A 22179-nucleotide genomic window follows, 5' to 3' on the forward strand; every position below is an offset into this window, starting at 1 on the left:
CGAATTTAAAAAGTAGGGTAGAAAATGAAACATTCAATTTTTACAAAAACACCAGTGGCACTATGCATTTCTGCGGTATTTTCCATGGCGGCGAGTCAAACGGTTTCGGCACAAGAAGTGACTGCCAAGCCAACGGCTAACGAGCAGTCTGAAGTTATTGAGGTACGGGGGATTCGCGGAAGTTTACTACGTTCAATGAATTTGAAACGTGAGGCTTCCGGCGTCATGGACGTGATATCAGCAGAAGACATGGGAAAATTCCCCGACACGAACTTAGCCGAGTCGTTGCAGCGCATTACTGGGGTAACAGTTAGCCGAGCGAATGGTGAAGGTAGTCAAATTACGGTACGTGGTTTTGGTCCTGAGTTTAACTTAATTACTTTGAATGGCAGGCAAATGCCCGGCACCGGTAATTCACGTTCTTATAGTTTAGAAAACTTATCTTCGGAAGGGGTGACCGCCCTAGAAGTGCAAAAAACAGCGCGTGCCGAAGTGCTTAGTGGTGGCTTAGGGGCAACAGTTAATATTGTGACGACTAAACCACTGACCAGTCCATACGCGAAAAGTATTCTATTTCAGGTAAAGCCATAATGGATACTTCAAATGAAGAAGGCAAAGACGTCACCCCTGAGTTATCAGCTGTTTACAGTAATACTTTCGCTGATGAAACCTTTGGTTTGGCATTGTCATTTAATCATCACAGACGTGATTTTCAGCAGCAGTCGGCGGGCATTCAAGGTTGGCAAGCAAATGTCGACTTGCCAGAGCTAGACGCGGAGAATGTCGTTGATGCTCGCCCACTAGATGCAGATGGCAAGCCAAGTGGCGATTATTTTTTCCCGCGAAATATGGGGTATACCATTGAAAATACGCAACGTGAGCGTACCAATGGCCAAGTGACATTGCAGTATGCACCTATCGACGCTGTCGTTATCACTCTGGACTACATCATGACGGATGCAATTACCGGCCGAAATTCTATTGGTTGGGGGATGTGGAATGACTATGGCGGAAATATTAACGCTTATGAATTGGATAAAAATGGTACCGCAATTTTTACCGATATTAGTGGTAATGATGGTTCTTATACTGCCACTCGTTCGACCACGGAAGTAAAAGAACGCTCTATTGGTTTGAACTTTGCGTGGCAAGCATCAGACAATCTGAGTCTTACCCTAGATTATCATGACTCAACGAGTGAAACAGACAACGGTGCAGACGAAGGCTTAGGCGAGTGAGGGGTCACTAAATTTAGGTTCGGATCAATTGCTCACTAAAACTTATGACTATCGCACCGGAGATGTGCCAAGTGCACAGATTTATTGGAAGAACGGTACCACTGAATTAGCTCCAGGTGAAATAGATTCTCACTTTAGTCAGTTCATTCATTCAGCCCAAAAATCTGCGGTTGAACAATTGCAAATAGATGGCTCATGGGACAATACATTCGATATTCCACTTGTGTCGATTGATTTTGGTATCGCACGTACCGAACAAACGATGGGAGGATCAAATGCGTGGAGTGGCTTAATTGGTGGTTTTCTATTTAACCCTGCTTGGCCTGAAATTTTTCCAGACGGTATGTTTACACGTCATAGCACCGATGACTTTTTGAGTGCTATCGATGGCGGTGGCGCTGATCTAACTCCCAACTATTACTACACCTTCGATTTTGATGAAGTGGTTGCCCGCTCAGAGGCATTCTTAACCAATGAAGTGCTAGGTGGAGACGATTACTTTGCGACAACAGCTTATCACCCAATGGGAACCTACTCTGAAAGTTCTGTAACCGAAGAAACCAGTAGTATTTATGTGCAATCGCTATGGGAATTTGACTTAGCTGATTTTTATATGCAAATGAATGTGGGTGTTCGATACGAAGAAACTGATGTGACCAGTAGTGTTCTACAGCAAGTTCCTACCGCCGTTTGGTGGAAAGGTGGCAGCGAATGGCATACCCAATATTTAGACGGCGACAGTAACTTTCTTGAACTAGCTGGCGAACACGATGTGTTGTTGCCGATGTTTGATTTCAAAATAGATATAACCGATGACTTAGTGGGTAGATTTTCGTGGGGCAAAACTATCGCACGAGCTCCACTTGGAAATCTAGCCGGCGGCAGACAGTTATCGGGTAGTCCAAAAATTGGCTCTCGTAATGGTAGTGAAGGAAATACCAATTTACAGCCTTTTGAATCGACTAATTTAGATTTAAGTTTGGAATATTACTACGGTGAAGGTAGTTATGCGGCTATTGGCTATTTCAAAAAAGATGTGAAGAATTTTATTGGTAGTCAAATTGTTACCACTACTATCGAAGGTTTTCATGACATTTACCAAGGTCCAAGATGGCAACAGGCTGAAGCGGATTTAATTGCGGATGGTGTACAAGCTACTAACGATGCTATTTTCGCTCAAATGCAAGTGAATGGCGCGACCTTAAATGCGCAAGGCTACATTGAGCCTGAAGCTGATGATCCATTAATCGAATGGGATATAAGTCGCCCGTATAACAGTCCAGACACCAAAACAGTGGACGGTTTTGAGTTGGCGGTACAACATTTAATTGGCGACACAGGATTTGGCTTGGGTGTAAATGCCACCTTTGTCGATGGCGATGTTGAATTTGATGTGACCAGTTTAACGCAACAAACCCCTTTGACCGGTTTGAGTGACTCGGCTAATTTTCAGGGCTTTTACGAAAAACATGGCATGTCAGTCAAGGTGACATATGCATGGCGAGATCAGTACTTGATTGGCGTTGGTCAAAGCCAAGGCTCATCTGATAATCCACCGCAATTTGCAAAGGCATTTGGTCAGTGGGATCTAAGTGTTAACTATGATGTAAATGACAACCTAACGGTATTCTTTGAAGGCATAAATCTGAATAACGAAACTGAAGAAGGGTACGGCCGGTACGAAGAACAGTTCTTGTTTGCTCGAGAGTACGGGCCTAGATATATTCTAGGAGCTCGATATAGCTTTAAGTAACGGTGAAGAGCCCGTTTCACTTGAAAGTGGGCGCTTACTTTTTTAATGTGTATGGGGCTTGCTTATTGTTTATCAGAAGCTTGATTTCCATTTTGCTTTAGGATTGAAATAGTGATTAGATTTGCTAGAAATGGGCTGCTATTGGCTAGCCTTAGTTTGGTTATTTTCGCTTGCTCGAATAGCCAACAACGTGACGATGTCGTTGACGTTCAGATGTTAGGTGAGCAGGATATTTGGCCTAAAATTACTTCTGCTGTGGCCAAAGATGCAAATATTGAAAGGCGCGTAGAAAGTATCTTAGCGGGTATGAATGTCGAGCAAAAAGTCGCACAAACAATTCAGCCCGAAATTAGAGACATTACGGTAGAAGACATGCGTCAATATGGTTTTGGTTCTTACCTGAACGGTGGCGGCTCTTTTCCTGATGGCAATAAGCATGCAACGCCACAAGATTGGATAAATCTGGCGGAGAAAATGTATCAAGCATCGATTGATGATTCGTTAGACGGTTCACGGATTCCCACCATGTGGGGGACCGATGCGGTGCATGGACACAACAATGTGATTGGTGCCACGTTGTTTCCGCACAACATTGGTTTAGGCGCAGCAAATAATCCCGACTTAATCGAAAAAATAGCCGCCATTACGGCTACTGAAGTGATGGTCACCGGCATTGATTGGGTGTTTGCACCAACAGTTGCAGTAGTGAGAAATGATCGATGGGGCCGTACCTATGAAGGTTATTCTGAAGATCCCGAAATTGTCAGAGCCTACGCAGGAGCAATAGTGAATGGTTTGCAAGGCCATGGTGATCAAGACTTTCTAGGCGATAGTCGAGTGATCAGTACAGTGAAGCATTTTGTAGGTGACGGTGGTACCCAAAATGGCGATGATCAAGGGGATAACCTATCTACCGAACAAGAATTGTATGACATTCATGCTCAAGGTTACGTTGGTGGTCTAACGGCTGGCGCGCAATCGGTAATGGCATCATTCAATAGTTGGCACGGTGAAAAGTTGCACGGCAATCAATATTTATTAACCGACGTGCTGAAAGATAAAATGGGTTTTGATGGATTTGTAGTGGGTGACTGGAATGGACATGGGCAAGTAAAAGGCTGCAGTAATGAAAATTGTCCGCAAGCAATGAACGCTGGCTTAGATATATACATGGTCCCTACCCAAGCCTGGAAACCTTTGTTTGAAAACCTGGTAGCGCAAGTTAAGTCTGGTGAGATTAAACCGTCTAGGCTAGATGATGCAGTGCGTCGAATCTTACGGGTTAAGTTACGTGCCGGATTGTTCGAAAAGCCTAGTCCAGCTGAACGTCAGTTTTCAGGGAAAACCGAGTTAATCGGTCATAAAAGCCATAGAGATGTGGCAAAACAAGCTGTGCGTGAATCGTTGGTGTTACTTAAAAATAACGGCCATCTTCTGCCTCTGGCACCGAAACAAAATATTTTAGTCGCCGGAGACGGGGCAGATAATATAGGTAAACAATCTGGAGGTTGGACAATCACTTGGCAAGGTACAGGAAACACCAATGCTGATTTCACAGGTGGTAGTTCAATTTACGCTGGTATAGAAGAACAGGTGAGAGCGGCTGGTGGAACAACTACCTTAAGCATTGATGGTCGTTTTCAAGCTAAGCCTGACGTGGCCATAGTAGTTTTTGGTGAAGCACCATACGCCGAAGGCCAAGGCGATGTTACGGATTTACATTATCAAGCAGAAAATAAGCGAGACTTGGCTTTACTCGAGTCTTTCAAAACACAAGGTATACCTACTGTGGCCGTGTTTATTTCTGGACGTCCTATGTGGGTTAACGCAGAACTAAACGCAAGTGATGCATTTGTGGCTGCATGGTTGCACTTGGCTCGGAAGGGGCAGCTGTGGCTGACGTGTTGCTAGCGGATCAGAATAACTGAGGTACAACATGACTTTACAGGTAAGTTGTCTTATTCCTGCCTAATTCTGCAACCCAAACAGTGAACCGATATGACGCGGATTATTCGCCTCTATTTGCTTATGGTTATGGGCTAAGTTACGCAGATAACAGAATGATTAGTAACGATTTATCCACTATTGTGACAGGCACTGCAAAATCCTCTGGCTTGACTGTTTTTGATGGTAAATTAAGTCACAAATGGAGTATGAACTTAATCTCTGAACAGCAACAAAGTGAAGTGGTGTCGAATACAATGTCGTTACCGCATATTGCTTATCGCACTATAGATAAAAAGATTCAAGAAGATGCCTTTAGAATCAATTTTAGCGGAACAGGGCAGGGAGCAGTGAAGTTTGTACTACAAAACTCAAGCCTTGCTGAAACGTTAACTAATGCTTCGTCACTGGTGTTAAATATAAGAAGTGCAGAGCCGCAGACTAATACAATTTTCGTCAAAATGGACTGCTCTGGCCAGCAGCCTAACCAAGCAGATTGTTCTAAAGAGTTTGACATAAGTGCGAAAATAGCTGAGTTAACAGCCAATTCTTGGGAAGATATTCGTATTGACATGAGGTGTTTAGTGCAAGGTCTGGCAGGCAATGAAATGGTCGATACACTTACTTTTTATTCTACTCGCCCAAATGCGCTGTCTATTAGTGAGATAAGGTTTGAAACCACGGCTAATGGGCTAGCCAAACCTTGTCATTAGGTGAGATATCTATCCATATTGATAAGTGATCTCTTTAAATACTGCCAGCGGTTTTTGAACAAGGCGTCGGTGTGAAGGAATGGTTGTCGCTTTTTTTAATAGCCCCCTTTCGAATACCGAGAACCCAGAGCAGAAACCGCTGAGGTATTCCTTTCTGGTAAATTGTAACTGCAGTTATATTGTGTTGCTCGAATACGAAAGAGCAGAGGCTGTATTTTTCCTGTAGATAATTGCCCACTAATAAAAAGCGAAGTCGCAGAGACTGCCAATGTTCTAAAAGCGATGGTATTTGTTATGTTATGAACCTAAATTGAATGAGTCGTATGCAAAAAATTCTATTTCTACACTGTTTTTATATACAGTTTTTGTGATAGAGTTGATTTGTTGTTATTTATTAGAGAGTAAACATTATGGCTGTCATTACACGTTATGTGGTTGAACACAAAGGGGTAGAAAAATTTGTGACCGCAGATAAAAAAGAAGCAGATCAATACGATAAAATGTTGGATGTAGCAGATAATTTGAGTGAATACATAGCAGGTAAGGGGATAAGCCTGGATCCTTCTGTATTAGAAAACTTAACGATTATGCTGTCTAAAAATAAAGACTCGTTGACTAAACTGTTAAAAGGCACATCCGCAGAAACATTATTGAGTTCGGAAAAAGCTGATGTAGTCGAGTTAGATAAAAAGCAAAGAAAGCCTAATTGAGCCAGTAAATTACTTGCTCAATTAGGCATGTTTTTTGTGACAGTATTGCCTTGTTGTTCGACTGTTTAGGCTATTTCAGTGGTATTGTCTGGCGTTGACTCACTCTGTTTTTGTGGCATGTATCTAGCGCGTTTTTTCGGTTTTAATTTACTAAGATCAGCGATAACCAATCCGTCTACACAGTGGTTAAAGCTTGGATCGATATTGAAATCGACAAAGTGTACCCCTCCATCTTCGTAGGTTTCGGTATATTGCTTGAATAGCGTCGGTACCGCCATACCCATATTAGACAGTAGATGTTTTAGCTTTGTGAAGTCAGCACGGTAATCATCACCAGTAAATGAATGCTCATAATCATTAGGTAACATGTAGGGCATCTTACCTTTGGCACAGGGTTTTTCTTGCTGAAAATATAATGTGTAAAATTGTACTAATAAATCTTTTGCTGCTTTAGGGTAGTGGTCACTTAAACTGACAGGGCCAAATAGGTATCGATAATTTGGATGGCGTTGTAAGAATGCGCCAATTCCGAACCATAAGTAATCTAAACTGCGTTTCCCCCAATACTTGGGTTGTACAAAACTTCTACCCAATTCTAATCCTTGGTTAAAATATTTATCCATTTTAGAATTGTAGTCAAATAAGCTAGCCGAATATAAACCTTTAACGGTTTTATCGGCGATAATTTTTTTAGCTGGACCAAAGCGATAGGCGCCAACGATTTCTAGATCGTCTCTGTCCCATAAAATGAGATGATAGTAGTCTTGGTCATAGCTGTCTAAGTCTCGGCGTTTGTTGGTGCCTTCACCCACAGCTCTGAATGAGACCTCTCTTAATCGACCAATTTCTCTCAAAATGGGTGAGCTGCCTGAGGCACTGTAGAGATACATGACCTTACCATCTGAAGTTTCTCCTAGATGTTCGCAATTATCTTTTAAGGCGTGAAACAGGCTTGCTCTATTCTCGGGCTGGGCGATGGCACTTTGAGTTTTAAAAATAGCTGATTTATCTTGGCCTATTCTATACAGGTGTTTTTTAAAGAGCTTTACATGTTGATTGCGAGAAATTTTGGTGCTGCTGTATGACTCAAAAGGAATTACTTCACCAACACGAATGGGTAAATGATTGCGTTTCTGTTTAAACATCTCTTTAACCAACAACATCGCTGCCAGCGGTTTATACAGCATAGACACGCCATAAAATATCTTGGAGTTTTTTCCGTCAATAAATATCGGTAAAACAGGAGACTTCGCTTGCTTGGCCATGCGTAGAAAACCACTTTGCCATTGAGTATCGCGAATACCTTGTGGGCGTAATCTTGATACTTCACCGGCAGGGAAAACAATAACAACCCCCTCTGACATCAGGTGTTGCTGAATTTTTTGAATATTCTGCTTGGGCGTGTTGCCTTGCATGTTATTGACCGGTAATAACATTGGCTGCAACGGAGGAAGTGCCATGAGCATTTGGTTGGCGACTACCTTTATGTCTCGTCGCACTTCACTAATTAACTTGATTAAGGCCAAAGCATCTAAAGAGCCGATGGGATGATTAGCAATAATTACAAGTTTACCTTCGCTGGGGATGCGTTCTTTTTCTACATCTCTGACCGAGTAACTAATGCTGAAGTACTCCAGCACTTGCTCTACAAAGTCTATGCCTTGATGATTTGGGAACTCATTAGCAAACCCTTGCATTTCTTTTTCATGTAATAAATGACGCAATACAAAAGTCACGGGTTTTGACAAAATCGGCCTATTGGCGACTTTGGGATAGTGTTTTTCAAGTACTTCTGCAACGGAGAACATAATATTTTATGCCTATTAAACCAAACTGGGAGAAGAGTAATCAGTTTTTATGACGCTTTGGTTTAACAAAAGTGTAGGTTTTGTGAATATTTACACTGGCTGGCATCAATGCCTTAGCGAGCCAAAGACAAAGTATTGGGGATATAAAAAAGCCGGCTAATTGCCGGCTTTTTTGGAGTAACTGCAGATTACACTCTGAATTGCTGCACCGAGCCTTGAAGCTCTTCTGCTAGGTTTGCTACTTCGTGACTGGATTCTGAGGTTTGATGAGCTCCAATAGAGGTTTCTTCCGCAATGTTAACAATGTTCTCAAGTTTTTCGCTAATTTCTTGTGAAACAATATTTTGTTCTCGGGCTGATTGTTCTATCTGGCTGCTGACGTCGAAGGCTTTGTGTACGGCTTCGGTAATAGACTGTAACGCTGCTAAGGCGTTTTCTGATTGGGTGACACATACAGTCGTTTGTTCTTTACCTTGATTCATCACTGCTACGGCTTTTTCTGCACCGGCTTGCAAAACCTCAATCATAGAATTAATTTCTTGAGTCGATTGTTGAACTCGGCTGGCTAAAGTTCTGACTTCGTCTGCAACTACTGCAAAACCTCTACCTTGTTCACCCGCTCTAGCGGCTTCAATAGCAGCATTTAATGCGAGTAAGTTAGTTTGGTCAGCGACGCCTCGGATCACATCTAAAATGCCGCCAATACTGGCGCTATCTTGATGGAGTTTGTTGATTACTTCTGCTGCTTCTTCAACATCTTTGGCTAGAACAACTATTGTATTTCTGTTTTCTTCTGAAATACTTCTGACTTTTTCAGCTTCATTGTCGGCATGTTTAATTTGATTCAAGGTGTCTTCAGCGCTTTGAGTAACTAACTGCGAAGTGCTATGCATTTCTGTAGTGGCGGTAGCCACTTGAGCTACTTGCGACTTCTGTTCTTGAATTGACTTGGTTGTTTGAGCGGTGACAGTTGATGTTTGTTCTGCAGCCGATGCTAGCTGTGTGGCCCTTGAACTAATCCCCGAAATTAAACCTTTTAAACTCTCAATTAAGGCGTTGCAATTCTTGGCTAATATCCCAAATTCATCCTTAGATGAGTCATCTAATTTTTGGGTTAAGTCTCCCGTAGCCACAACTTGCAGCATGGCGTTGACTTTATTTAGAGGTCGAATAATTGCCATGACAGTCCAATAAGCGATACCCGCAGCTAAAATTATAGACACTAAAGCGATGCCGATAGTACTTGATATTCCTTGATTAACTGAGCTGGTAACATCCTCTTTTGAGGACTTCGTTTTTATGTCAGCAAAGGCCATGACCTCATCTAACTTAGCTATAGCTTGCTGGATATTGCTATCAGAAGCCTGATAAGCGACTTTTGCTTGTTCCTGACTCTTTAACTGACTTATTTGTGATTGTAGTAGGCCGTCAGATGAAGATATTGAATCTGTTATCACTGCGATTAATTCATATACTTCACTTAGAGTACCTGAATCATCACTGCCGTTTTCTGCAGCTTGAATTTCAACTACTTTGCTTTTTATTTGATTGATAACGAGTTCTACTTCGTTACCTATCGTATCAGCCCGAGTTAGGTTTTCTGTTTTAATATATTCGGCGCTAAAAGTGAGTAGTGACATCAGACTCGACTCTAAACTATTGGCGATACCTGAGGCTTTTTTAAGTTGAGAATTACTTTGCACTTCATCTAGGTCTGAAAAATCAACAATAAGGGTGGAGGCATCATCTGAGTTGTCCTCAATATCTCCTAGTTGTCCTTGAATACTCTCTTTGAATTTTAGTTCGGCTTTTTTGTTGTCAAAAATGGCGCTGACATTAGTGGAGTACTGTGAATATATTTCTTGAGTTTGCGCAAGTGACTTTTGTAGTTCTTTATCTTGACTGACGATCCTGCCTAAAGTTTGCAGCTCAGACTCAAAATTAGTTTGGCTTGCTTCAAATGCCTGTTGCTGGTTATTGACGGCATCGATAGATGTTTCAAAATAGGCTTCGGTTGCGAGACGCCCCATATTCAAAAAATACACCTTTAATTGGCTGCTCATGGTCATTGTTGGCAACGCAAGAGTGTTAACTTCTACGGTGTTTCGTTCAATGCTTTTTAAATTTAGTACCGCTACTATACCCAGTATAAATAAAAGAGTGGTAATAACGGCAAACCCTCCAACAACGCGTTTTGCTACAGTAATTTTCATTCTTAGGCCTATCTTTAGTGTTTAGTATTGATACTGGTTTTTTTATTGAGAAGCAGTATGTCCAAAATAATTTACATAACTATAACTTAGTTATATTTAATTTGAAGTACTTGAGTTAATTAATCTCGCATATACCCTATCGGCTTGAGGGAATTAATCTTGATATTTTTCTGTGTGTTTTCTATTTGTTTCGAGATGCAGTAGGGTCATAGCTTGGCCCCATAAATAACCAGTGTCCAGGCCTATAAAGTTATCTGAATTAGTCTTACCTTGTAGTGCTGCCCAATGGCCAAATATAACTTTCTGACTTTTTTTGAGGTTATCATTTTTTACCTTAAACCAAGGTTTGAGGTGTTTAGGCGCATTTTCTGGGGAAGACTTACAACTGAATTCTAATGCTTTATCATCTATGTAGCGCATTCTAGTAAAGGCATTCACAATAAATCTAGTGCGTGCTTTGGGTGGTAAATTATTGCTCCAGATGTCAGGTTCGTTGCCATACATGTTAGCAAGGAATTGTTGCCACTGGGGACCTGTTAACTTTTGGCTCACTTCTTCGCTATACTTTTCTGCTTTTTTAGTGACCAACTGGGGTGTAAACCAGCGTGACATACTAGGGTATTCGGGTCTAATAGCAAAGCTAGGGGCTTTTGTCTTAGCCAATCTATATGGTGTTTAATATTTGGACTGGCTAACAGCTCATCAAACTTATCGTTGGGTTTTGCCTTGCGAATACCGGCGTAAATGGCGATGAAATGTAGGTCATGATTACCTAGTACAGTGTCAAAAGCGTCACCTAAAGATTGGAGGTATTGCAGGGTTTCTAACGCTTGTGGCCCTCTACCAATAAGATCGCCCACTGCAATTAAACGGTCGTGTTGGGGATTGAACTCGACCTTTTTAAGTAATAACTGTAGGCCAACTAAACAAGCTTGTATGTCGCCTACTATATAGGTTGCCATGTGGGTTAATTTAAAATGTTAGGAACGGACAAACTAAAAACCTCGATAGGTGCTTGAAACCAATCCCCTTTTTCATTTTGCATTTCATAATAGCCCTGCATAGTGCCAATAGGCGTTTCTAACACTGCGCCACTGGTATATACAAATGATTTCCCCTGTTTTATATAAGGTTGCTTGCCCACTACGCCTGCACCATGCACTTCTGTTTTTTTACCATTGCCATCAGTAATTAGCCAATAGCGATTAATTAATTGCACCATTTGTTCACCGGTGTTGGTGATGGTAATTTTGTAAGCAAAGGGAAATTGATTTTCTTCGCTTGCATGTTCACTCAAATATTGAGTTTGCACACTAACGTTGATTTGACTGGATACTTGCATAATATTTTTCACCACTTTTTAAAAGCGTTATGTTGGGTAATTATTGTTAGTCTTGTTTAAGTGATTCATACGCGTTTGCAATTTGGGCGTATTGTTCCAGTGATAAGTTCTCAGCACGTAACTCAGGGTTGATGTCTAAATCAATCAACTGTTGTTCTGTTAAGCTATCTTTTAAGCTATTGCGTATGGTTTTACGTCTCTGATTAAAAGCCTGTGCGCAAACTTTATGAAGTGACTCTTCATTGATCAATGAAACAGGTTTTTGCTGGTGAGGCACTAATCGCACAACAGCAGAGTCTACTTTAGGTGGAGGGTTGAACGCTCCCGGTGGCACTTGTAACACAGGAATAACTTGGCAATGGTATTGAGCCATGACAGACAAACGACCGTAGTTTTTATTGCACAGGCACAGCTGCTAAGCGATTAACTACTTCTTTCTGTAGCATAAAGTGCATATCTTTCACTTTATTGGCAAAAGAAAATAGATGAAACATTAAAGGCGTTGAGATGTTGTAAGGTAAATTACCAAATATGCGAAGTGGCTCTTCGTCAGATAATAACTGGCTAAAATCAAACTTCAATGCATCTGTTTCTATGATTGTTAGCTTACTTGCTATAAAAGGGTGAGTACGTAAACGTTGGGCTAAATCCCTGTCTAGCTCGACCACAGTCAATTTATCTATTAACTCACAAACTGGCTCGGTTAGAGCGCCTAATCCAGGACCAATTTCCACCATGTGTTGGCCTTTCTGTGGCCCAATGGCGGTGACTATTTGGTCGATAACGTAATTATCATGAAGGAAATTCTGACCAAAACGTTTCCTCGCTGTGTGACCTAAATGTTGTTTGCTCATTGTTTTTCTGCCGCGATGGAAAGGGCACTTTTAATTGCCAAAATAAAGCTTCCTGTGTCTGCGTTTCCGGTGCCTGCTAAATCAACAGCAGTGCCATGATCTACCGAGGTCCGAATAAAAGGTAACCCTAAGGTTATATTCACTGAAGCACCAAAACCTTTGTACTTTAATACAGGCAAGCCTTGATCATGGTACATGGCTAAAATAGCATCGGCTTGTTCGAGATACTTGGGATTAAAGATAGTGTCTGCTGGTAATGGCCCAGTGATGTTAAGGCCTTCCGCTCTTAATGCATCTAACGCCGGATTAATGACCAGTATTTCTTCTTTACCAATGTGTCCATCTTCACCCGCGTGAGGATTGAGTCCACAAACAAAAATATGTGGATTCTTAATCCCAAACTTTAGCATTAGATCGGTGTTAACTATATGCAGCACTTTGTGCAAGCGCTCATATGTAATCGCTTTAGAAACGTAAGCTAAAGGAATGTGAGTGGTCGCTAACACGACTCTAAGGCCTTCGGTTGCCAGCATCATGACGACATCGTTTGTGCCTGATTCATTGGCAAAAAATTCCGTATGGCCACTAAAAGAAATGCCCGCTTCATTGATCACCCCTTTATGTACTGGACCTGTGACAACTGCATCAAATTCACCATCAAGATTTTTTTGACAGGCTTGACGCAAGGTTTCCACTACATAATGCCCATTGTCACTATTAAGTGTTCCACATTCTACGGGAACGTTAGTAGGAATATCGACAATAAAAATATGTCCTGCTGGTAACAACTGTTCGGAGGTCGACTGATAAGGAACCAGTGTTAGTGGCAAACCGAGTACTCTAGCCCTTTGCAGTAACATCTCTTTGTCAGCAAAGACAACAAGTTGTGCCTGCCATTCTTGTTGTGCAACAGCCAAAACTAAATCTGGACCAATCCCAGCTGGCTCTCCTAGGGTGATTGCTAACTTTAACGGCTTCACTTATTTATCTTGCTTTGCAATGAGTTCAACATAAGCGTTGGCACGAATTTCACGCAGCCACGCATCTGATTCTTCGGCAAATTTACGTTGGAATAACAGGTTATATGCCTTGTCTTGTTTGCGTTTCTCGGTGGCATCGCCTACGCGTCTTTCTAGTAATTGCATTAAATGCCAGCCATGTTGAGTTTTCACCGGTTGACTAATTTCGTCTACTTTCAACGTCGCTAAGGTGTCACGGAATTCAGGTACATAAACACTAGGATCAGCCCAGCCTAATTCTCCACCTTTTAACGCTGAGTCAGGATCGGCTGAGTGCTCTTTAGCTAATTCAGCAAAGTCTGCTTCACCATCTAGCAACTGTTGCCTAAATTCTTTAAGCATTTTTTCTGCTTTTTCGTCGCTTAAAATGATAGATGGTGCGATGAGTATATGGCGGGCTTTAACCTCATCGACTTCTACTTTCTCTATACCTCGTAAGTCTTTTACTTTCAAAATATGAAAACCTGCGCCACTTCGGATAGGACCAATGATGTCGTCTTTTGATTTGCTCTGCACAGCCTCGGCAAAAAGAGTCGGCATAGAGTTAATATTCATCCAGCCAAGGTCTCCGCCTTCTAGGGCTTTGGGGCCACCTGACGAAGCAGTAGCGACTTTGGCAAAATCAGACCCCTTGTTTAATAACTCAATGACTTTTGCGGCTCTTTGTTTTGACTGGGCAATATCTTCGTCTGTTGGCTCACTTGGGAACTCGATAAGAATATGCCCTAAATGGTATTCAGCTTGCTTGTTTCCCTGTTCGTCGATGAGTTTAACTAGATTGTTTACTTCTTGTTCGGTGATATACACACGACGACGTACATTTGCGCGACGAACCTCGCCTAGTATTAATTCACGGCGTACTTCTTCTCGATACTTGTTGAAAGTACTGCCTTGACTCGTCACTTGCTCACGTAATTGAGCAGGAGTTAAGTTTTGCCCTTGAGCAATATTGTCTATGGTTTGCTCTAATTGCGGATCACTTACTTGAATACCCATGCGGTTGGCAAGTTGCATCTGCAAGTTATCAACTATGAGTTTTTCAATTGCTTGAGTTCTCAATGCTTTATCAGAGGGCAAAGGTTGATTCTTCAATAACGCATTGCGTTTTACCGTTGAAACTAAGTCGACAATTTGGCTTTCTAAAACAACGTCTTGATCCACAATGACAGAAACACTGTCTAGTAACTCTGGAGCCGCTTTGGCGTGCAGGGTGAACAAAGAACTAATAAAAAGTGCTGCTACTATTACTTTCATGATTTTCTTATCTTTTTAGTTAAGGCCCTTGTTTATAAAGAGCCTGTTAAAGGTGAATGTTAAAAAACACCCTAGGTATTAAATGGTATTAGAACAGTTTTAGTTGTTTTAATGCCAAATTAGTTCAACAAGTAAGGCCTTCTATAGCCAAATAATCCTTCACCCAATAAATTACGACTGGTGAAGTATATATGAAAGCCCGATTCAAATTCATTGGTACTTTGTAAACCATTTGTATCGAATCTATTACTTAGGTACCGCTGAGCAACTAAACTGACAGCCCAACAACATGATTCATATTTTACACCGTTATAGGTTTCAACGGTTCTGTTTCTTTCTATATCTTTATACCAGCGGCTCACCCACTGCCAGTTTTCAGCGATTGGCCAACTGAGAGTCATCCCCATCTGGTTTATTTTTTCGGCTGATAAATCCCTCACATATCGGTGATTTACTTGCAAGATTTTATCTTTAGCTAACTGATATTCTAGCGACATGCTGCTTCTTTCTATTTTATCGGTGCTAGTGGCAACTTGAGCTTCGGCACGGGCATACCATTTACTGCCTATTTGCCAGTCTAGTTCAGCCGCTAAAGCAGAGCGATCTTCTTGTTCTTTATTTATATTGATAACTTTACTGTTAGCTAAATAAAAAATTTGACCCAAGCTCAGCTTAAATTGTTCTTTATTATCCTCGCCAATAATACGTGAAGTTAAACCAATAGTAATTTGATTGTTATCACTAATTCTATCTAAACCGGTAAATTCCTAGCCTCGAAATAAGCCTGAGAAATTATTAAACAAACGTGTGGTATCGTATAAACCAATATTACTTTGGTCTTCAAAACTGGTGTATAGGTATTGTGCCTTAGGCTCTAATGTTTGCGTTACTTTACTACCAAAGATGGTAATTGGTCGTTCGAAAGCTAGGGCACCATATAGTTTTGCTTGGCCAATTGTTCGGGTAACTTCTTCATCAAAAATGGTGTCTTGTACGTTATCTTGCACGTAATGACTATGCATCAGTGTGGCCTCAGCGATGAATTCACTCCATTGATTCTGATATGGAAAGCGTAATGTTGGGGCGATGTGAAAACGACTTGCAGTGGGTGAAGTGACATCTGTATTTTCAAAATAAGCCAATTCCGAATGCACTTCTAATTCCGCTCCAAGGCCAATATCGGTAAGGTAATTGATTCTAATTTCTGGCAGTGCACGATAACTATCTTGGTGATCACCCAATACTTCAAAGTCTCTAAATTGAGCGGTCATTTCTAATTGTTCAGAAAAATAACTGACGCCTAGAGTTTGGTACAAATGCGTATCGGCGCGATTATAGTAGTCAGAGCCAAGATCAACTATATAGTTGTCATCACTCAAACTATTGACGTCGGCATGAATTTGCCAGTTTTCAGAAAGTTGCCCATTGTGAACAAAGCGATAAAAGTATCTATCTTGATTATTGTCTAGCTCTTGATCGTTAAACATATATTCAACGTTTAATTGACCTGATTGTTGTTCGGTCAAATATCTAAATTCGGTTTTAAGCTGTAAGCCTCGATTAGTCATCATTCTTGGGCTAAAGGTGAGGTCGTAGTTAGGTGCGATATTCCAAAATATAGGTTGCTCAATACTGAGACCGGTCGAACTATTATTTTTAATTTCTGGATATAGCAAGCCCGATTGTTTTTCATCATTCACCGGAAAAGAAAAATACGGCAAATACATCACTGGAATGTCTTTTAAATAAAACCTAGCGTGTTTTACTTCACCTCTAGCTTGATCCGGTGATAGCTTAATATTGCTAGCTTGGATACGCCAGACTTGGTCGTCAACTGGGCACGAACTAAAACTTGATTCAACCAAATTGATGCCTTTAGATTCACTCAGTGCGATAAGTTCTGCTTGGCCATGGCCTTGTATATTATTCAATTGATAATGTGAATTCTCGATGACCAATTCATTTGAACGGCGATTTAATTGCACACTCTGGCTGGTAACCGTTATGTCATTATCTAAAAATCCCACATTCCCTGTTGCTTTCAAAGTTTGTGTTTGGCTATTAAATACCGCTTCATCGGCCGTGATTTTAGCCAAGTTACTGTCGATTTCTACCCGACCTTTAAATTTAGCGTAGGTATCTTGGTTGATTTCGCTATCTTCGGATTTCACTTGAATTTGTCCATCAAGTAGTGAATTCTCTAAATTTGGCGCAGCAGTGGGCGCAAAACACACTTCTTGTGCTTCGGCTAGGCCAATTGTCATCGACAATAGGAATAAAATGGGAAATTGCTTGTTTTGCATACTAGACAAGTACAAAGTGACCTAAGGTTGGTTTATTTACGGCAATGAAAAGGTTAATTTTAAGGGTTTCGATAGGATTTACCAGTAGACTTGCAAAAAAAGAGATAATTCGCCATTCTTTGACCCAATTAAATCGTTATTTAATATAAGAGAACGCAGTTGAACACACTCCTTTTACGTCAGCAACAATTACAAACCTGGATTAATGAAAATACTGATTTCGAGTGTAAACAATTAGAAATGGTGTCAGGCGACGCGAGTTTTCGTCGTTACTTTAGATTTTCATCTAAAGGGCAGTCGATTATTGCCGTTGATGCCCCTCCTGAATTTGAAGACTCAAGTAAATTCATTCTTATGGCACAATGTTATCATGCCGCCGGTATTCACGTTCCGCTCGTGTATGCTCATAATTTTGAGCAGGGATTTTATTGCCAGCAAGATTTTGGTGACCGACAGTTTTCTCAAGCATTAAATGAACAGAGTTGTGAGGCTTTGTATACTCGCGCTTTAGACATTATTCCCGTCATTCAAACCTGCTGTGCCACCGAGTCTGGCGAGCTACCGTTATACGATTACGCTTTTGTGCAGCGTGAGCTGAATATTTTCAGTGAGTGGTTACTCAAAGAGTACCTAGAATACAACTTATCCAGTGGGCAATCGTCGCTTATCAAGGATACTTTTAGTGAGTTAACTGACACCTTTTTAGCTCAACCTATGGTTGGTGTTCATCGAGATTTTCATTCACGAAACTTGATGTTGATAGAGCATGAACAAATTGGCGTAATTGATTTTCAAGATGCCGTTATTGGCCCAGTCACATATGACGCGGTTTCGCTGCTTAGAGATTGTTATCAATCTTGGCCTGCAGATAAAGTAGAACGCTGGTTACATGCATGGCATAGCAAGTTCTATGAGCAATACGAATGGCCAACATTTAAGCGATGGTTTGATTTAACCGGAATGCAAAGACATATTAAGGCGAGTGGTATTTTTGCTCGTTTACATCTTCGAGATAACAAATCTGTTTACTTAAGGGATATTCCTCGTACGCTCAAATACATTGTGACAGTGGGCGCTTTGTACCCTGAACTACAGGCATTTTCTGAGTTTATTGCGCAGGATATTTTGCCCTTAGTTAAGATTAAACAAAAGGATTAAAAATGGCCATCAAAACCGCCATGATATTGGCTGCGGGGCGAGGGGAGCGTATGCGGCCCCTAACAGATGCCACGCCAAAACCCTTATTGAAAGTTCATAATAGAGCACTCATCGAATACCACCTTGAGGCGTTAAAACGAGCAGGATATCAAAGGGTCGTGATTAATCATGCTTGGTTGGGGCAACAAATTGTGCAAGCGCTTGGAGATGGTCAACGCTTTGGTTTAAGTATTCTCTATTCTGCTGAGCAACATGCTTTAGAAACTGCTGGGGGGATCATTCAAGCTTTACCGTTATTATGCCAAAATGAGCAAGAAGTGCATTTCACGGTAGTAAATGGCGATATATTCAGCGACTATGATTTTACTCAATTGCCTATTGAAATTTCACCACAAAGTGCACATCTAGTCATGGTAGATAATCCTGAGCATAACCCTGGTGGTGATTTCTGTCTTACCGGTGAGCGCATTTCGCTGGTAGGTACAACCAAGCTAACCTTTAGTGGTATAGCCCAATATCACAAGGACTTTTTTGCTGGACAGTATATTCATGTGAAACCTCTAGCGCCTATGCTACGTTCGGCAATTGCTGCTGAAAAAATAAGTGGCCAGCACTATCAGGGGGCTTGGACAGATGTTGGCACACCAGAAAGGCTCGCAAAACTCAATACAGCAAGTGATTAAACTAGGAAATAGAAACGAATGATGGGAAAAATTTTAGGTGCCACTTTTGGTTTTATGTTTGGCCGAATTCCTGGTGCAATCTTGGGCTTCATCGTAGGTCACTTTTTCGATAAAGGTTATAGCCAAGACTTTAATCAAATGGGCGGATTTAGTCGTTTTTTTACTAGCCAAGATGCGTTTAAAACCCAAGCTATTTTTTTCCATAGCTTGTTTTCGGTTATGGGGCACATGGCCAAAGCTGATGGTGTGGTGAGTGATGCTGAAATACGCATGGCCAGTGCTTTAATGGATCAAATGGGCTTAGATGGAGACGTGCGCAAAGAAGCACAGCAAGCATTCCGAGATGGCAAAGCGGCTGATTTTCCATTGGAGCCTACCATTAGAGAGTTCAAAGAGTCTTGCCACGGGCGTCGGGATATTTTGCAAGTCTATCTAGAAATTCTCATCCAATCAGCCTATGTGGATGGACGATTGGATAAGGCCGAGCAAGTCATTTTGGAAAACGTTGCATCATTGCTAGGCTTTAAACAGAATGAATTATTGTACTTGTTATCGGCTTTTGAAGCAGAAATGCGCTTCAGACAAAACGGTGGTAGAGGCCAAGGTTCGCACGGTCACACTGCTAGTTACAATAGTCAGCAATCGCTAGATGACGCTTACAAAATTTTAGGGGTATCTAAGAGTGACGATGATAAGAGTATTAAAAAGGCTTACCGTAAGCTAATGAGTGAACATCACCCAGATAAATTAGTATCTAAGGGCTTACCTAAACAAGCGTTAGAGTTAGCAAAAAATAAGACTCAAGATATTCAATCTGCCTATGAATTGATAAAAGAAAACCGAGGGTTTAAATAGCAAGGCCGTGCTCCTCAATCGTCTAAGTCGAACATTGTGACCTGCATGGTTGGTTCATTCCGGGTATGTCCACATTGTTGTCGTGGATATTGGCTAAGGGGCGCTAAATGCTCATCACCGTTAGCAGCCTTCGGTAAGCCGTTCGGTTGTTATCCCATTGGAATGAGCTTCTGCAAATTTATTCAAATCAGAAAATGTAAGTGGTTTACTAAAATAGTAGCCTTGTAGGTACTTAATACCCATCGATTTCAATGCCTCTACTTGTTCTGCTGTTTCTACACCTTCAGCTACCACGTCATACTTGAAGTCTTGAGCAATACTTTGAGTGGCTTGAATAATGACATCTCCGCCATGCTTCAAAGCATAGATAAAACACTTGTCTATTTTTACTATATCTGCCGATAGATTCTGCAATAAGGCTAGGGACGAAAAGCCCGTACCAAAATCATCAATGGATACTTTAGCGCCCAGAGCTTGAAGTTTACGTACAACCTTAATGACTTTATCTAGGTTTTCGGCAAACAGAGATTCGGTAATTTCAATATGCAAACGATGGGGAGCAATGCCAGATTGCGTAATGGCATTTTGGGTGATATTGATGATGTCTAGATGCATAATTTGTGCAACTGACATATTGACTGACACGCCTACATGTTCAGCAAACTCCCATCGTGTGGCGTCTTGACATGCTTGATTAAGTACCCAAGCGCCAATTTCGTGAATAAAACCGTGTTGTTCAGCTATCGGGATGAAATCTTCTGGGGATACTAAATTTCCGTCACAGTACCAACGCAGTAGAGCTTCACAGAAAATGATGTCTGCCGTACTGCTGTCTACTACAGGTTGGTAGGTTAGATACATTTGATTATTGGCTAACGCGTATTCTAAATTTGCCTTAAGACGGCTTTTAAATAGTAATGTTTCACGCATTTTTTCTGAGAAAACTAACACATTAGCGTTATTTGATTGTTTTTGCTCATACATTGCGGTATCGGCTAGCAATATTAAATCATCTCCGGTTAATCCGTGCAGGGGGTACATAGAAATCCCTACAGTAGCGCCGACCCTAAGTGAATTCGTATTCAAAATAATAGGCTGCTTTATTTCGTTAATCAGCTCAGTGGCAAATGTTCTGGCTTGTTGTATACCAACGTCGACCATAGCCACAATAAATTCATCGCCTCCCCATCGACAAGCATGGTGCTCGTTTTTAGTCATGTCGAGTATGCGATTCGCTACCCTAGAGAGCACCACGTCTCCAGTAGCATGACCATTTTGGTCATTTATTGCCTTGAATCCATCTAAATCTATGAATAATATGGCAATTTTTTGTTTATTGGTGTCAGCTTGGCTAATCAGGTCATTTAATCTGGTGGAAAACGCTTTACGATTGGATAAATTAGTCAGAGGATCAATATTCGACACCCGAATCACTTCTTTGGTACGAAGGCTGACGGTTTCTTCTAATTTTTCGTTGTGCAGATGTATTTCTTGCAGTAATTTTTCTTGGCTGGCGACTAGTCTTTCATTGTGATGCTTGGTTTTTATAGCTCGTAAGGTAAATCTGGATGATTTAAAGCTAGTCGTTGCCATAATTACGGCAAAACTTATCCCTAATAATCCTAAAACATAGTGATGAGGGTTGTCAGAAACTAACCCCACTATCGAAATGGGCACAAGTAAGATGGTCGAGTAACTGATGGATGATAACTTGTCTGCCGATAGCAAAGTGGTAGCACCACCTGCTAAAGCAGCGACAATGATTACTGTAGTAGAGAATTCAATTTCTGACATGTTGTCAAAAAAATACACGCTGTAAAAAGACCAAGCTGCAGCAGTAAGTGTGCAACCTATTCTAACGCGCTGTAAATCTGATGATTGGTTTGTGCCTGCTGTTTTGCGCCAATAATGCCAATCTAGTATTCTGCCGATTAATATCCCAAGCATGGCGATAAACCAGATAACTCGTCCAATATGGTCGCTACTATGCTCAAAGCCAAATACTATTGCGCAACTAACTAAAAAGTTAATCAATACGCCACTTAGCACATTTTGATACAACAATTTGATTCTGTCGTTTTTTATTTCGAATGCTTCGTTGTTAACAGTCATTTTGCGGACATCATTTCCCTGCAGTAGTTAACTCAAATTTTGCTAGAATAGCATCAGAGAATACAATTGCGAAATGTAGTTAAAAATTTGTTTGAGTTGGCGCTTTTCGCTTTTATTTATTTCCAATAAAAATCTGCAAGTTAGAAATACACTTGCAATAAAGCTGAATCACCAAGCAATTGCAATGATGACATATCGAAGAGCAATATAAATAGTGCAA

12 protein-coding genes and 4 pseudogenes are annotated in these 22179 nt (G+C 41.1%); 6 read left to right on the forward strand and 10 right to left on the reverse strand.

What is annotated here, in order from left to right; genetic code table 11:
* Positions 1 to 24 precede the first annotated feature (24 nt).
* From RS130_RS09985 to RS130_RS09995, 3 genes and pseudogenes are all read left to right on the forward strand, one after another.
* Positions 25 to 2991, forward strand: a pseudogene (locus RS130_RS09985) (TonB-dependent receptor).
* 108 nt (positions 2992 to 3099) lie between these two features.
* Positions 3100 to 5648: pseudogene (locus RS130_RS09990) on the forward strand (glycoside hydrolase family 3 protein).
* Between the two features lie 410 nt (positions 5649 to 6058).
* Positions 6059 to 6358, forward strand: a complete 300-nt coding sequence (locus tag RS130_RS09995; RefSeq protein ID WP_316025834.1) for a YebG family protein — start codon at positions 6059 to 6061, stop codon at positions 6356 to 6358.
* 65 nt (positions 6359 to 6423) lie between these two features.
* On the opposite strand, the gene olsF is transcribed toward RS130_RS09995, so the two are convergent.
* The 9 genes and pseudogenes from olsF to RS130_RS10040 all read right to left on the reverse strand — a co-directional run bounded on the left by olsF (position 6424) and on the right by RS130_RS10040 (position 17151).
* Positions 6424 to 8166: a bifunctional ornithine lipid synthase OlsF gene (olsF, locus tag RS130_RS10000; RefSeq protein ID WP_316025835.1), complete on the reverse strand. Its 1743-nt coding sequence runs from the start codon at positions 8164 to 8166 to the stop codon at positions 6424 to 6426.
* Between the two features lie 188 nt (positions 8167 to 8354).
* Entirely contained in the window at positions 8355 to 10379 is a 2025-nt protein-coding gene (locus RS130_RS10005) for a methyl-accepting chemotaxis protein (protein WP_316025836.1), read from the reverse strand.
* A gap of 153 nt (positions 10380 to 10532) precedes the next feature.
* Positions 10533 to 10967, reverse strand: a complete 435-nt coding sequence (locus RS130_RS10010; RefSeq protein WP_316025837.1) for a hypothetical protein — start codon at positions 10965 to 10967, stop codon at positions 10533 to 10535.
* Complete coding sequence (locus RS130_RS10015; protein WP_316025838.1) at positions 10928 to 11341, reverse strand: metallophosphoesterase; 414 nt, start codon at positions 11339 to 11341, stop codon at positions 10928 to 10930. The genes RS130_RS10010 and RS130_RS10015 overlap by 40 nt, the downstream gene beginning before the upstream one ends.
* Positions 11342 to 11346: 5 nt before the next feature.
* On the reverse strand, positions 11347 to 11721 hold the full coding sequence (gene apaG, locus RS130_RS10020; protein ID WP_316025839.1) for a Co2+/Mg2+ efflux protein ApaG: 375 nt from the start codon (positions 11719 to 11721) through the stop codon (positions 11347 to 11349).
* Positions 11722 to 11767: 46 nt separating this feature from the next.
* Positions 11768 to 12575: pseudogene (gene rsmA, locus RS130_RS10025) on the reverse strand (16S rRNA (adenine(1518)-N(6)/adenine(1519)-N(6))-dimethyltransferase RsmA).
* Positions 12572 to 13555, reverse strand: coding sequence for a 4-hydroxythreonine-4-phosphate dehydrogenase PdxA (gene pdxA / locus RS130_RS10030; RefSeq protein WP_316025840.1), 984 nt, complete (start codon positions 13553 to 13555; stop codon positions 12572 to 12574). Before pdxA ends, rsmA begins: the two are co-directional and overlap by 4 nt.
* The gene (gene surA, locus RS130_RS10035; protein ID WP_316025841.1) at positions 13556 to 14848 is read right to left on the reverse strand and encodes a peptidylprolyl isomerase SurA; all 1293 of its coding nucleotides are present in this window, start codon (positions 14846 to 14848) and stop codon (positions 13556 to 13558) included.
* 119 nt (positions 14849 to 14967) lie between these two features.
* Positions 14968 to 17151: pseudogene (locus RS130_RS10040) on the reverse strand (LPS-assembly protein LptD).
* Positions 17152 to 17310: 159 nt separating this feature from the next.
* On the opposite strand from RS130_RS10040, the gene RS130_RS10045 reads away from it, so the two are divergent.
* Genes RS130_RS10045 through djlA form a run of 3 tightly spaced genes read left to right on the forward strand, consistent with a single transcriptional unit; the run spans position 17311 to position 19847 of the window.
* On the forward strand, positions 17311 to 18309 hold the full coding sequence (locus RS130_RS10045) for an aminoglycoside phosphotransferase family protein (protein WP_316025842.1): 999 nt from the start codon (positions 17311 to 17313) through the stop codon (positions 18307 to 18309).
* 2 nt (positions 18310 to 18311) lie between these two features.
* Positions 18312 to 18992, forward strand: a complete 681-nt coding sequence (gene murU, locus RS130_RS10050) for an N-acetylmuramate alpha-1-phosphate uridylyltransferase MurU (protein ID WP_316025843.1) — start codon at positions 18312 to 18314, stop codon at positions 18990 to 18992.
* Positions 18993 to 19010: 18 nt separating this feature from the next.
* Positions 19011 to 19847 carry a co-chaperone DjlA gene (djlA, locus tag RS130_RS10055; RefSeq protein ID WP_316025844.1) on the forward strand — a complete coding sequence of 279 codons (837 nt, stop codon included), beginning with the start codon at positions 19011 to 19013 and terminating at the stop codon, positions 19845 to 19847.
* 120 nt (positions 19848 to 19967) lie between these two features.
* Here djlA and RS130_RS10060 read toward each other — a convergent pair whose 3' ends face one another.
* On the reverse strand, positions 19968 to 21959 hold the full coding sequence (locus tag RS130_RS10060; RefSeq protein ID WP_316025845.1) for a putative bifunctional diguanylate cyclase/phosphodiesterase: 1992 nt from the start codon (positions 21957 to 21959) through the stop codon (positions 19968 to 19970).
* Positions 21960 to 22179: the final 220 nt, after the last annotated feature.

The organism is Paraglaciecola aquimarina (genome assembly GCF_032464635.1).
GTDB lineage: Bacteria > Pseudomonadota > Gammaproteobacteria > Enterobacterales > Alteromonadaceae > Paraglaciecola > Paraglaciecola aquimarina.